Raw genomic sequence first — 11,553 nt, 5'->3', positions numbered from 1 at the left:
GGAGACATGCCATGACGGACAATCGCTATGGCGGCATCGCTTTCGGTGCCGCAATCGGAACCGGATTGGGGGCCCTGCTCGGCGCCTTCGTCCTGGACAATGTGGCGCTCGGCATCGCCGTCGGGATCGCGATCGGGGCCGGCTTCGGCAATACGATCGGGCGGCATTTCTAGCCGGCCGCGGTGCTGCGACGCCAAGGCGGCGAGGGCGACCGGGAGGGGCGCCCATGCGGCACTGGTTAGCACCGGGCGGCATAAGGCAGGCGGGAGTTCGGTCCCGCCCGCCGGGTAGGGAACGGAAAATCGGGAGGAACCAGGATGGGACGAATCAACGCGCTGGGGCAGGGGCTGGCGACGGCGGTAATCGCCGCCAGCCTTGCGGCGCTCGCCACCCTGCCGGCCGCCGCGCAGTCGCCGCAGCCGCCCCAGGTGATCGTCGGCGAAGCCGGGTCGGCCAAGGTGCCGGTTACCGGCAGCGTGCCGAACGCCGCCACCGCGGACTACCCAACGACCGCGACGGCCGACTACGTGTTCGGCTGCATGTCGAGCAACGGCAACACCCGCACCGCGCTGGAACAATGTTCCTGTTCCTTCGACGTGGTTGCGACGCTGCTGCCCTATCAGCGCTATGTCGACGCCTCGACCTATCTGTCGATGGGCCAGGTCACCGGCGAGAAGGGTGTGCTGTTCCGCTCCAGCGCCGACGCCAAGGCGACGGTCGCCGACCTGCGCCGCGCCCAGGCCGAAGCCGAGATCCGCTGCTTCAACTGACGGCGATGCCTGCCTTCACCCGTCGGGCTGGCGGTCCGGCCACACCGGCGCGCCAGGCGCCGGGGCGGGCCGTGATCAGGACTGGCCGGCGGTGAAGGTCTGCTCGAAGACATTGCCCTCGGTGTCGGTGGCCTTGACGTGGAACGGCAGCGCCGGATCGCCCGCATAGTCGAAGCGGAAGCTCGGATCTTCCGAGATCGAGATGCCGCCGGTCATCGAGAACAGCGGCTCGCCGCCATGGGTGACGGCGAGTTCCGAGACGAAATGCGCCGGGATGTAGAGCAGCGTCACCTGGTCCTTCTGCAGCCCGGAATTGTTCGGGTGGCGGATCATCAGCTGCGCCTCGTGGCGTTCGGTGTCGGCTGCGTCCTCCGCCGCCGCGAACTGCCGCAGCTTCATCTGGCCCATCTGGCGGGCCGCGACTTCCGGGTCCTTGGCGGCCGGCGCGGCACAGCCGCCCGCTGCCTTCACGAACTGCTTCGTCACATAGACCGTGCCGTCCGCCGCCTCGGCCACGGCGTGGATGTCGGTATAGGCATTCACCCGCACGCGGGTGGACAGCTCGGTGAGACCCGCGCCCGGCGCGATCTCGAAGGTCGCCGCCACCGGGGCGGGATTTTCGTCGATGACCAGGGTGACGCGGCGGATGTCGCGGGCCGGATCGAGCGTCAGCTTGATCGGCACGATGGCCGGGTCGGTCGCCCGGGCCGGCGCGTCCAGCGCGATCGCGTCGCTGCCCTCGACCAGTTCCTTGTCGCCGAAGAGGTCGCCCTTCAGGCCCGGCCAGGCCGAATCTGCCGCTGCCGCGATTTCTTCCGGCGATGCCGCCCATGCGGTGCTGCCGGCGGAAAAGGCGCCCAAGGCCGCGGCCAGTCCGAGCGTCACGACGCCGCCGAGCCGGACCGCACGGCCTGCCCTGGTCGCCGATGTCGAATGCGGCAGCGCCCCGAATAGAGCCTTCGGCATGAGAACCTCCCGGTTATGTCCTGCGAGTGCCCGTTCGCCTGCGGTCAATCTGACCGCCGGTGGCCCCGACGGCAAGGCCGGCACCGATCAACACTTGACGATCAGCGCCCGCAGGTGCCGTCACTCCCATTCGAGTTCGGCAAAGCCGGCGGTGGCGTTGCGGGCATTGAAGGCGTCGAAAACCTCCCATCGGTCTGCCTCGCCTGCGCCCGCCGTCTCCACCGCTTCGGCGAGCGGCACCCCGGCGGCGATGGCCGCGCGCAGGTCGGCGGCCAGAGCCTCGAGATAGGACGTCTCGGCCTCGAGCGCCTGCGGCCATGGTGCGCTGGCGGGCCCATGGCCGGGCACCACCCGCTCGGCGGGCAGGTCGCGAAGGTCGCCGATCCGGGCGAGCCAGCCCTTCAGCGAGCCATCCAGCACCGGCACATGCGCCATGAACACCAGATCCCCGGCAAACAGCGTGCCGGTCTGTTCGTCGAAGACGGTCAGGTCGTTGTCCGTATGGGCCGTCGGCCAGGCGCGCAGTTCGAGGACGCGTCCGCCGAGATCGAGGCGGCGCGTGTCGGCCACCGTCTCGTCGGGCAGGCTGACCGCCACCGCCTCTGCCGCTTCGGGGCCGAGCTGTTCGCGCATCGACGATTTGTAGTGCTCGGCCCGTGCCCCGAGCGCGGCCGGCAGCTTGGCGTGGCCGATGATCGTCGCGCCCGCGGCCGCGAAGACCTGGTTTCCGAACACATGGTCGGGGTGCATGTGGGTGTTGATCAGATAGCGGACCGGCTTGTCGGTCACGGCGCGGATGGCCGCCAGCGCCGCCTCGCCATCGGCGACGCTGCCGCCGCTGTCGATCATCGCGACGGAATCCGCGCCGACGATGAAGCCGAGATTGGCGATCGCGCCGTGGTTGTCTGGCGTGGTTTCGGCAACCAGCCCGGCCCGCACATGGATGCCCGGCGCGATCTCCTCGAACCCGGGCGCCGATTCGCCGGCGGCGGGCAAGGCTGAGCCGAGGAACAGCGTCGAAGCGAGCAGCGCCGCCGGCAGCCGGCGCAGGGGGGAAGGCAAGGTCCAGATCATCCTGGTATCAGGCACGCGGCGATGCCACAGGGCAAGCGCGCCGCCGCTTCAACTGGACGTGACGCGGCGGTCTTCGCCTGGCCGTTCGACGACCGCGCCGGTCGATAAACCTTGCCCATGCGCCGTTGATCGCAGCGCCGAGCGAGATGATTCCGTCGTTTCGACCATTGGCTGTCCTGCCACTTTAGTATCACGCGTGAATTGCCGACGGCGCGCAGGGTCATTCCCCGATCGGGTTGCAGAACATCCGGGCGGTCCTGCGGCGCCTCGTCGCGACTTGCGGCGCTTCGGACAGTATATCGCGCAAAAACAACGGTATTTCGCCGGTTTATGCGCCGGATGGCCAGATGAACGCGGCGCTTCCACTGCAATGCACCCAGGAAATGCTGCAGCGCACACAGGAAAAGTGGCATTCGGCGCTTGCGCAGGAAAATTTCCCGAACTAGCATCCTTCCATGGTTTCCGGCTTCAAGGTCGCAGTGTTGGGAGCGCTGCGAATCTCGAAGGCCACGGTAGGGCGTTGATCAACGGTGCCCACCAAGACCCCTATTGGCGGTCGTGACACGCTGCCGGAAACCTTCCCCCGACGCTACCGATGGTTCGACGTATGTCGGCAATCCTGCCGCCAGCCGTCGCCGGCACAGTTCCTTGGGAGGACAGTGAATGTTGAAGCTCATCACGAAGGCTGCACTTGCATCCAGCCTGCTCGTTGGTATCGGGGGCGTCGCCTCCGCCAACGATAAACTGCAGGAACTGCAGGGCGATGCCGCGCAGTGGGTCATGCCGACCGGCAACTACGCCAACCAGCGCTACTCGACGCTCGACAAGATCAACAAGGACAATGTCGGCGACATGGTCCCGGCCTGGACCTTCTCGACCGGCGTGCTGCGCGGTCACGAGGGCAACCCGCTGGTCGTCGGCGACATGATGTATGTCCACACGCCGTTCCCCAACATGGTCTACGCCCTCGACCTGTCCGACGACGGCTCGATCTCGTGGAAGTATGAGCCGAAGCAGGACCCGAACGTCATTCCGGTGATGTGCTGCGACACCGTCAACCGCGGCGTTGCCTATGCCCCGGCGCAGGGTGACGGCGGCAAGGACCTGGTCATCCTCCACCAGGCCGACACCACCGTCGTGGCGCTCGACGCCAAGACCGGCGAGCAGGTCTGGTCGGTCCAGAACGGCGACCCGTCCAAGGGCGAGACCGGCACGGCCGCACCGATGGTCTTCAAGGACAAGGTGCTGATCGGCATTTCCGGCGGCGAGTTCGGCGTACGTGGCTCGGTCACCGCCTACAATCTCTCCGACGGCAAGCAGGCATGGCGTGCCTACTCGACCGGTCCGGACGACGAGATGCTGTTCGATCCCGAGAAGACCATGGCTCTCGGCGAGCCGGTGGGCGCCGATTCCTCGCTCAACAGCTGGGAAGGCGACCAGTGGCAGATCGGTGGCGGCACCACCTGGGGCTGGTTCGCCTATGATCCGGACCTGAACCTGATCTATTACGGCACCGGCAACCCCTCGACCTGGAACCCGGCCCAGCGCCCGGGCGACAACAAATGGTCGATGACCATCATGGCCCGCGATGCCGACAGCGGCATGGCCAAGTGGGTCTACCAGATGACCCCGCATGACGAGTGGGACTTCGACGGCGTCAACGAGATGATCCTCGCGGACATCGACGTCGACGGTTCCGAGCGCAAGGCGCTCGTCCACTTCGACCGCAACGGCTTCGCCTACACCCTCGACCGCGAGACCGGCGAGCTGCTGGTGGCCAAGAAGTACGACCCGGCCGTCAACTGGGCGACGGAAGTCGTCATGGACAAGGAGTCCGATCAGTACGGCCGTCCGCAGGTGGTCGCCGAATACTCGACCGAGCAGAACGGCGAAGACGTGAACTCGACCGGCATCTGCCCGGCCGCGCTCGGCACCAAGGACCAGCAGCCGGCGGCCTATTCGCCGGAGACCAAGCTGTTCTACGTGCCGACCAACCACGTCTGCATGGACTACGAGCCGTTCCGCGTGGCCTACACCGCCGGACAGCCTTACGTCGGTGCAACCCTGTCGATGTACCCGGCGCCGAACAGCCATGGCGGCATGGGCAACTTCATCGCCTGGGACGCCGGCAAGGGTGAGATCGTCTGGTCGCTGCCCGAGCAGTTCTCGGTGTGGTCCGGCGCTCTGGCGACCGCGGGCGACATCGTCTTCTACGGCACGCTCGAGGGCTACCTGAAGGCGGTGAACGCGCAGACGGGCGAGGAACTCTACAAGTTCAAGACCCCGTCGGGCATCATCGGCAACGTGATGACCTACGAGAACGACGGCAAGCAGTATGTCGGCATCCTGTCCGGCATCGGCGGCTGGGCCGGCATCGGCCTGGCGGCAGGCCTCACCGATCCCAACGCCGGTCTCGGCGCGGTCGGCGGCTATGCGGCCCTGTCCAAGTACACCGCGCTCGGTGGTCAGCTGACGGTCTTCACCGTCCCGGACCAGACCGCGAGCAAGTAAGCTGACAAGGGGCCTCGCTCTGAACAGGGCGGGGCCCTCCGCATGACTGGAGGGCCCGTCGTCAGGCATCGACCTCGACCTCGGGCCTTCGCTTTTGGGAGGGGAGGGTGCGCGACATCCGCGCGCATCGTCCGAAGCTCGGGCCGCTTGAGTGGCCCGGTTGTCAACATGAGGCCTTGAATGAACAGCAAGTTGATCGCGATCATGGGCGCCGCCCTCCTGTCGGCCAGCACCCTGGCCATCGCGCAGGACAGTGGCACCACGGTCGTTCCCGCCGGCGAAGCGGCGCCTGCCGCAGCAGCGCCGGCCGCGGAGACAGGCGGTGCCGCCGCGGCGACCGCAACGGCTGCGCCCGCCGCCGCCGACAAGGCCCCCGAGGCGGCTGCCGCCGAGACGGCCCCGGCCAGCGGCGATGCCGAAATGGCATCCGCCGAGCACATGAAGCCCGACGCCCATCCGTCCAAGGATACGGCCACCGAAGGCAATGCGCCGACGGAAGGCGATCTCGGCAAGAATGCCGATCCGGCCGGCAACCCGACCTATATCGTCGCCCCCGACGGCAAGGTCGATTGGTACGCTTGGCGCGGCTACAAGAAATACATGGCCAATTGCATGCAGTGCCACGGCCCGGACGGCATGGGCTCGTCCTTCGCCCCCAACCTGGCGGAGTCCCTGCAGGACCTGACCTATTACGATTATGCCGGCATCGTCGTCGGCGGCCAGCAGAACAAGTGGAGCGCCGGAAACTCCATCATGCCGGCCTGGGGCGAGGATCCCAACGTGATGTGCTCGCTGGACTCGATCTACATCTACCTGCGGGGCCGCGCCGACGGCACCATCGGGCGGGGCGAGCCCAAGCGGATCGCCAACAACAAGGAGGCCCAGCAGGAAGAGTACGACTGTCTGGGATTTTAAGGCATGACAGCAGTGTCGAGGACATCTGCCGGCATCGCGAGCGTTCTGGCGCTCGCGATGTCGTTTCCGGCGATGGCGCAGGATCGCGAGTTCGGCGGCGAGATCGAACTCGTCGACCCGAACGTCCTGCGGGTCTGCGCCGACCCGAACAACATGCCCTTCTCCAACCAGGCCGAACAGGGCATGGAGCAGGCGATCGCCGAGCTTCTGGCCGACAAGCTCGACCGCGAGGACGTGAGCTATTCCTACTTCCCGCAGGCCACCGGCTTCGTGCGGATGACGCTCGGCTCCAATCTCTGCGACGTGATCATCAGCTACCCGCAGGGTGACGAGCTCGTCCAGAACACCAACGCCTATTACCGCACCTCCTACGCGCTGGTCTATCCGAAGGATGGCGACCTCGCCGGGGTGACGACCATCGCCGACCCCAAGCTCAAGGACAAGCGGATCGGCATCGTCGCCGGCACGCCGCCGGCCACCTATCTCGCCCGCGCCGGACTGATCGGCCGGGCCAAGCCCTACCAGCTGATGATCGACACGCGGGTCGACAATTCCGCCAAGTCGATGATCGACGATCTCGGCACCGGCGACATCGACGCGGCCGTGCTCTGGGGCCCGATGGCCGGCTATTACGCCAAGCTCGCGGATGCCGATTACACCGTCGTGCCGCTGGTGGCTGAAGGTCCGGGCCCCGCCCTTGCCTATCGCATCACGATGGGCGTGCGGGCCTCCGACCAGGAATGGAAGCGCACGCTCAACCGGGCGATCCGCGACTATCAGGGAGAGATCAACGAGATCCTGCTGGCCTATGGCGTGCCGCTGCTCGACGAGGCTGACCAGCCGATCCTGTCGCAATCCGGCAAGACCGCCCAGGACCTGCCACTGCCACAGAAGGCCCAGTCTGCCGACGTGGCGGCTCCGGCGGACGCGACGGACACGGCGGCCAGCCCCGAGCCGAAGGGGTGACCCGCCCAGGCCCGGCCATGCGGCGGATCATCCCGGCGCTGGCCTGGCTGGTGCTGGCGGTCGGCGGTGTGGTGCTCTCGGGCCAAGGGCCGGGCGGTTCTTCTGCCTTGGCGCAGACGGCGGCAGTGGACGGCGTCGCGGTTCCAGAACCCGAGGATTACCGCACCGAAGCCTACCGGGCGCCGGTGCCCGCCACCCTTTCCGGCGGCACCGTCATCAATACTGAGACGGCGGAGCGCCTGCATGGCGAGGGCGTCGCCTTCATCGACGTGCTGCCGCGTCCGCCACGGCCGGACCTGCCGGCGGGCACCTTGTGGCGCGAACGACCCCGCAACGACATCCCGGGCTCGCTCTGGCTGGTGGATACCGGCTATGGCGCGCTGACGCCGACAATGGAGGCCTATCTCCTCGACGGCCTCGCCACGGCGACCGGGGGCGACAAGAGCCGCCCGCTCGTCATCTATTGCGATCGCGATTGCTGGATGAGCTACAACGCCGCCAAGCGTGCGATCCGCGCCGGCTATGAGGCCGTTTACTGGTATCCCGATGGCGTCCAGGGATGGGCCGAGGCGGGCAACGATCTGGCCGCTAACCAGCCGGAGCCGCGACCGGACGAGTAGGCAAGCGGTGCCCCGACGGGTCGAGCGGCCGGTCAGAAGCGCCGGCGGGTCCTGCGCACGAAGATGTAGCCGGCGACGCCCGCCGCGACGATCGCGACCACCACGAAGAGGACCAGCATCGCCACCGCGCCGAGCAGCGCGCCGAACGTGTCCCAGAAACCGATCTGGGCAATCAGGATGGCGATCAGGACGATCAGCAGGAGCGGCATGGCTTTTCCTTCTTCGGCAGCGGCAAGGGGCCGGTCCAAGGACTGCCCCGCGCGTTCCGATGCGTCAAGCGGTCGTCGGCGTTTCGCGTCCGCCGGTCAGCGGTTGAGCATCCGGCCGCCCTTGGTCTCGATGGCGAAGCGGACGAGATCGGAGGTCCGTTCGACGCCGAGCTTTTCCTTGATCCGCGTCGATGTGTTGGCGATCGTCTTGTAGGCGACGCCCAGCCCCTCGGCGATCTCGGTTAGGCTCTTGCCTTCGCCGAGCATGTGCAGGATCTGCAATTCGCGCCGCGTCAGGTCGTCGGGACCGGCGCCGCGGCCCGCATGGGTCGCCATCAGCGCCGCCGTCTCGCTGTCGACATAGGGCTCGTTCTTCAGCGCCATCTCGATCGCCTCGACCAGCTCGTCCGACGGCGCGCTCTTGGCGACGTAGCCGAGCGCGCCCTCGCGCCGCGCCGAGGCGGCATAGACGATGTCGGAATACATGGAGAACACGACGATCCGGGCCTTCGGGTCGTCGGCGCGCAGCCGGCGCAGGACGTCGAGACCGCTGCCATTCTTCAGGTTGATGTCGAGGACGACGACGTCGGGCCGCAGGCGGCGGAACTCGGCCAGCGCCTCGGACGGGGTTTCGGCCTCGCCGATCTCGCTGACCTCCAGCGTTTCCACGAGGCGCCGGACGCCGTCCCGCACCACCGTATGATCGTCGACGATCAGTATCTTCATGACGTCTCCTGCCTGTCGTCGCCGTCGATATGGGGGCCGGCTCCGCGCGGCAGCGGCACCCAGCCTTCGAGCCGGACCCCCGGCGGCAGGGGCACCTGCGCGATGTCGAGACGCCCGCCGACCGCCTCGACCCGCTCGCGCATGCCGATCAGCCCGAAGCCGCCGGACGTGCCCGTCGCGGGCAGGCCGCCGCCATCGTCGACCACCGAAAATTCCAGCCGTCGTGCGCGGGTCTCCAGCCGGATGGCGATGCGGCTCGGGTGACCATGGCGAAGCGCATTGTGCACCGCTTCGCGCACCGCGCGCAGCACCAGCACCTCCAGCGTGCCGCCCCAGTCGCCGTCTTCCAGCGTCGCGGTGATGGCAATGTCGGGGTGGCGGCGGGACAGGTCGGCGACGAGGTCCTCGATCGATGCCTTCAGGCCGAGGCCGGGCATCAGGCCGGGGCGCAGATCTGTGAGAATGCGGCGCACTTCCTGGCGGGCGCGATGGGCCGCCGACTTGATGTCCTCGGCGCGCGACGCGATCGTCTCGCCGCCTTCGAGCTTGGCCGACGCCCGGCGGATCGCCGAGGCGTCGACGTCGATGACGAAGAGCAGCGGGCCGATCTCGTCGTGCAGATCGCGCGCCAGTTCGGCGCGCTCCTCGTCCTGCAGCAGCAGCAATTGCTCGGAGAGCCGGCGGTTGCGGGCCGAGATCTCGTCGAGCCGCCTCGCCATGTCGTTGCAGCCGGCGGCCAGCGCCCGCATCTCCGGCGGGCCGGCGGGAGCCAGATCGATATCGTAATCGCCACCGCCGATCCGGGCGAAGGCCGCCTGGATGTCGGCGAGGGGGCGCAGGGCCCGGTCGGCGACGACCCAGATCGCGGCGAAGGCGATCAGGAGGAAGGCGATCAGGATGGCGAGGCTGGTGGCGAGGTCCATCCAGCTGCTGGCCAGTTCGTTGCGCGGGTCGATGGAAACGACCGCCGCCGTCATCGGCAGGGCGCTGCCCGACAGCGGCATGATGATGGTCGAGGGTGGCGGCGCCAGGAAATCGACGAACCATTCGGGCAGGCCGCCATAGGCCTCGGCCGGCCGCGAGGCGGCGCGCACGGCACCGGTGGCATCGATCAGCATCATCTGCACATGGCGGTCGCCGTTGAAGGCGCGCACGAAGCTGGCCAGCTCGCCCTGCGTGTCGCGGGAGGCCGGCAGTTCGGCGATCAGCTGGGCGACGCGGTTGGAAGCGACGGTGCGCGCCGCGGTCAGCTCGGCTTCGATGTTGGACGAGGCCTGCCGAAAGCCCAGAAGGCCGCCGATCACCAGAATGGCGAGGAAGGCGGCGGTGAGCGTGACGGCAAGGCGGGCTTTCAGGGACAAGGCGGCCGATCGTTGCGGTGACGGGAAGGCGGGCCTGGCGGCTGTGCCGCCCGCGGCCCGGATCGCGTTCATTCAAACGCGCTGGCGTGGTCACCCGTCAAGGGCGGCCGCGCCGATGATCCGTCGCGCTAGCCGCCGAAATCGCAGGCCGTCTCCGGCTCGTCGATGCCCAGCGTGTCGAGTTCGGAGACCTGATGCAGGAAGCCTTCCTGCGGCGACGACGACACCACCGAGGCCTCGGTGCCAAGCAGCACCGGCTGGCGCAGCTGCCAGTCCCAGTCGCGGAAGGTCAGGCGCTGGCCCTTGAAGGCGGCGACGGTGAAGTCGGGGCTCTTGATGAAGGCGTCGATCGTCGCCGGATCGACCGACTGGGTGCGCGAGGCGGCTTCGCCGATGACCCGCACCGCCGTCCAGGCCTGCATGTCCTTGGATTCCATCCGCCGGCCGGCGGCGTCCACGAAGCGGTTCTGGATCTGCGCGCCGCCCCATTGCTCGCTGGCCGGATGCCAGGAGCCGGGCGTCAGGCCCGCCGTGCCAGCGACAGGACGGGGAATCCAGTTGCGCCAGGGCACATAGCTGCCGAAGACCTCGCTTTCGTCGGCGACCAGCAGCACGTCGTGATCGGGCAGATCCTGAAGGAAGACCGGGATCTGGCGCTGCACCAGCGCCTGGCCGGAATCGGTCGCCCGGGCGCCGCCCTTGTCCTCGAACAGCTTCTCGGCGACGATCTTGCCGCCGAACTTGGTGGCCGAACGCTTCAGCGCGTCGGCGAATTTCTGGTCGTCGGGATGTTCGCCGGCCACCAGCGCCCATTCGCGCCACTGCTTCCACATCAGATATTGCGCCAGACCGTCGGTGAGCATGGCCCGCGAGGGAGCGGTGTGCAGCATGTTGGGGCGGCAGTCCGCGCCGCGCAGGCTGTCGTCGGTGGCGCCGGCGTTCAGCACCAGCGCATCGGCCGCGGCCGCCAGTTCGGCCACCGCCAGCGTGTCCGGGCCGGACAGGTCGGTGACGATGTAATGGACGCCGGCGTCCAGCATGGTCCGGGCCGCCGCGGCCACGTCCTCGCCCGGCTTCAGCGTCACCACGTCCATGGTGAAATTCTGGCCCATGAAGGAGCCGGTGGTGTTGTTGTCGGCGATCCCCACCTCGGCGCCGGCGACGCCGATATCCTCCGGCGGAATGTTGAGCACCGAGAGGGCAAGGGTCGGCTCCCAGGTCCTGAGATAGCCGAGCTTGACGGTCTGCGCCGCTTCGGTTGCCGGGGTAGCCGCCTGGGTTGCCGGCTCGGCAGCTGGCTCTTGGGCCTGTGCCGCGCCGGCCATCACCAGCATCAGGGCCGCGGCGCCCGTCAGCGCGCGTGCCATCGCCGTCTTCGACATGATCTGCCTCCCATTCCCCCGGCGGGCTCCCACCCGCCGCCCGCACACCCCCG

General features: G+C 68.2%; 13 protein-coding genes. 6 read left to right on the top strand and 7 right to left on the bottom strand.

The window, feature by feature from the left end; all coding sequences use genetic code 11:
* The first annotated feature begins 11 nt into the window (after window positions 1–11).
* Both N7I30_RS04215 and N7I30_RS04210 read left to right on the top strand, forming a co-directional pair.
* Window positions 12–173: a hypothetical protein gene (locus N7I30_RS04215; RefSeq protein ID WP_085931402.1), complete on the top strand. Its 162-nt coding sequence runs from the start codon at window positions 12–14 to the stop codon at window positions 171–173.
* 285 nt (window positions 174–458) lie between these two features.
* A complete protein-coding gene (locus N7I30_RS04210; RefSeq protein ID WP_370195920.1) occupies window positions 459–770 on the top strand; it encodes a hypothetical protein in 312 nt (103 codons plus the stop codon).
* 75 nt (window positions 771–845) lie between these two features.
* On the opposite strand, the gene N7I30_RS04205 is transcribed toward N7I30_RS04210, so the two are convergent.
* The 3 genes from N7I30_RS04205 to N7I30_RS04195 are packed head-to-tail and all read right to left on the bottom strand — an operon-like array spanning window position 846 to window position 3,259.
* A complete protein-coding gene (locus N7I30_RS04205; RefSeq protein WP_498636902.1) occupies window positions 846–1,820 on the bottom strand; it encodes a quinoprotein dehydrogenase-associated SoxYZ-like carrier in 975 nt (324 codons plus the stop codon).
* A gap of 36 nt (window positions 1,821–1,856) precedes the next feature.
* Window positions 1,857–2,810 carry a quinoprotein relay system zinc metallohydrolase 2 gene (locus tag N7I30_RS04200; protein ID WP_498636900.1) on the bottom strand — a complete coding sequence of 318 codons (954 nt, stop codon included), beginning with the start codon at window positions 2,808–2,810 and terminating at the stop codon, window positions 1,857–1,859.
* Window positions 2,807–3,259 (bottom strand): hypothetical protein, encoded by a 453-nt coding sequence (locus tag N7I30_RS04195; RefSeq protein ID WP_370197357.1) that lies wholly within the window; start codon window positions 3,257–3,259, stop codon window positions 2,807–2,809. Before N7I30_RS04195 ends, N7I30_RS04200 begins: the two co-directional genes overlap by 4 nt.
* Window positions 3,260–3,473: 214 nt before the next feature.
* On the opposite strand from N7I30_RS04195, the gene N7I30_RS04190 reads away from it, so the two are divergent.
* The 4 genes from N7I30_RS04190 (at window position 3,474) to N7I30_RS04175 (ending at window position 7,822) form a co-directional block, all read left to right on the top strand.
* On the top strand, window positions 3,474–5,321 hold the full coding sequence (locus N7I30_RS04190; RefSeq protein ID WP_498636898.1) for a methanol/ethanol family PQQ-dependent dehydrogenase: 1,848 nt from the start codon (window positions 3,474–3,476) through the stop codon (window positions 5,319–5,321).
* 180 nt (window positions 5,322–5,501) lie between these two features.
* Entirely contained in the window at window positions 5,502–6,236 is a 735-nt protein-coding gene (locus N7I30_RS04185; RefSeq protein WP_498636896.1) for a c-type cytochrome, read from the top strand.
* A 3-nt stretch (window positions 6,237–6,239) separates the two neighbouring features.
* Complete coding sequence (locus tag N7I30_RS04180; protein WP_498636894.1) at window positions 6,240–7,202, top strand: substrate-binding domain-containing protein; 963 nt, start codon at window positions 6,240–6,242, stop codon at window positions 7,200–7,202.
* A 17-nt stretch (window positions 7,203–7,219) separates the two neighbouring features.
* Window positions 7,220–7,822, top strand: a complete 603-nt coding sequence (locus N7I30_RS04175) for a PQQ-dependent catabolism-associated CXXCW motif protein (protein WP_498636893.1) — start codon at window positions 7,220–7,222, stop codon at window positions 7,820–7,822.
* Window positions 7,823–7,854: 32 nt separating this feature from the next.
* On the opposite strand, the gene N7I30_RS04170 is transcribed toward N7I30_RS04175, so the two are convergent.
* The 4 genes from N7I30_RS04170 to N7I30_RS04155 form a co-directional block, all read right to left on the bottom strand.
* Window positions 7,855–8,031: a hypothetical protein gene (locus N7I30_RS04170; protein WP_230786400.1), complete on the bottom strand. Its 177-nt coding sequence runs from the start codon at window positions 8,029–8,031 to the stop codon at window positions 7,855–7,857.
* 96 nt (window positions 8,032–8,127) lie between these two features.
* Window positions 8,128–8,757, bottom strand: coding sequence for a response regulator transcription factor (locus tag N7I30_RS04165; RefSeq protein WP_009210883.1), 630 nt, complete (start codon window positions 8,755–8,757; stop codon window positions 8,128–8,130).
* The gene (locus N7I30_RS04160; RefSeq protein ID WP_498636890.1) at window positions 8,754–10,118 is read right to left on the bottom strand and encodes a sensor histidine kinase; all 1,365 of its coding nucleotides are present in this window, start codon (window positions 10,116–10,118) and stop codon (window positions 8,754–8,756) included. Before N7I30_RS04160 ends, N7I30_RS04165 begins: the two co-directional genes overlap by 4 nt.
* A gap of 128 nt (window positions 10,119–10,246) precedes the next feature.
* Entirely contained in the window at window positions 10,247–11,443 is a 1,197-nt protein-coding gene (locus tag N7I30_RS04155; protein ID WP_498637129.1) for an ABC transporter substrate-binding protein, read from the bottom strand.
* Window positions 11,444–11,553 lie beyond the last annotated feature (110 nt).

The organism is Aurantimonas litoralis, from assembly GCF_026153195.1.
Lineage (GTDB): Bacteria > Pseudomonadota > Alphaproteobacteria > Rhizobiales > Rhizobiaceae > Aurantimonas > Aurantimonas coralicida.
Note: the sequence above shows the minus strand (reverse complement) of the source record. Positions and strands in the feature narration are given on the sequence as shown.

Coding starts and splice junctions, on each gene's coding strand:
- N7I30_RS04170 (WP_230786400.1), bottom strand. CDS start 8,031: ATGCCGCTCCTGCTGATCGTCCTGATCGCCATCCTGATTGCCCAGATC.
- N7I30_RS04195 (WP_370197357.1), bottom strand. CDS start 3,259: ATGCTAGTTCGGGAAATTTTCCTGCGCAAGCGCCGAATGCCACTTTTC.
- N7I30_RS04190 (WP_498636898.1), top strand. CDS start 3,474: ATGTTGAAGCTCATCACGAAGGCTGCACTTGCATCCAGCCTGCTCGTT.
- N7I30_RS04165 (WP_009210883.1), bottom strand. CDS start 8,757: ATGAAGATACTGATCGTCGACGATCATACGGTGGTGCGGGACGGCGTC.
- N7I30_RS04175 (WP_498636893.1), top strand. CDS start 7,220: ATGCGGCGGATCATCCCGGCGCTGGCCTGGCTGGTGCTGGCGGTCGGC.
- N7I30_RS04200 (WP_498636900.1), bottom strand. CDS start 2,810: ATGATCTGGACCTTGCCTTCCCCCCTGCGCCGGCTGCCGGCGGCGCTG.
- N7I30_RS04215 (WP_085931402.1), top strand. CDS start 12: ATGACGGACAATCGCTATGGCGGCATCGCTTTCGGTGCCGCAATCGGA.
- N7I30_RS04185 (WP_498636896.1), top strand. CDS start 5,502: ATGAACAGCAAGTTGATCGCGATCATGGGCGCCGCCCTCCTGTCGGCC.
- N7I30_RS04180 (WP_498636894.1), top strand. CDS start 6,240: ATGACAGCAGTGTCGAGGACATCTGCCGGCATCGCGAGCGTTCTGGCG.
- N7I30_RS04155 (WP_498637129.1), bottom strand. CDS start 11,443: ATGGCCGGCGCGGCACAGGCCCAAGAGCCAGCTGCCGAGCCGGCAACC.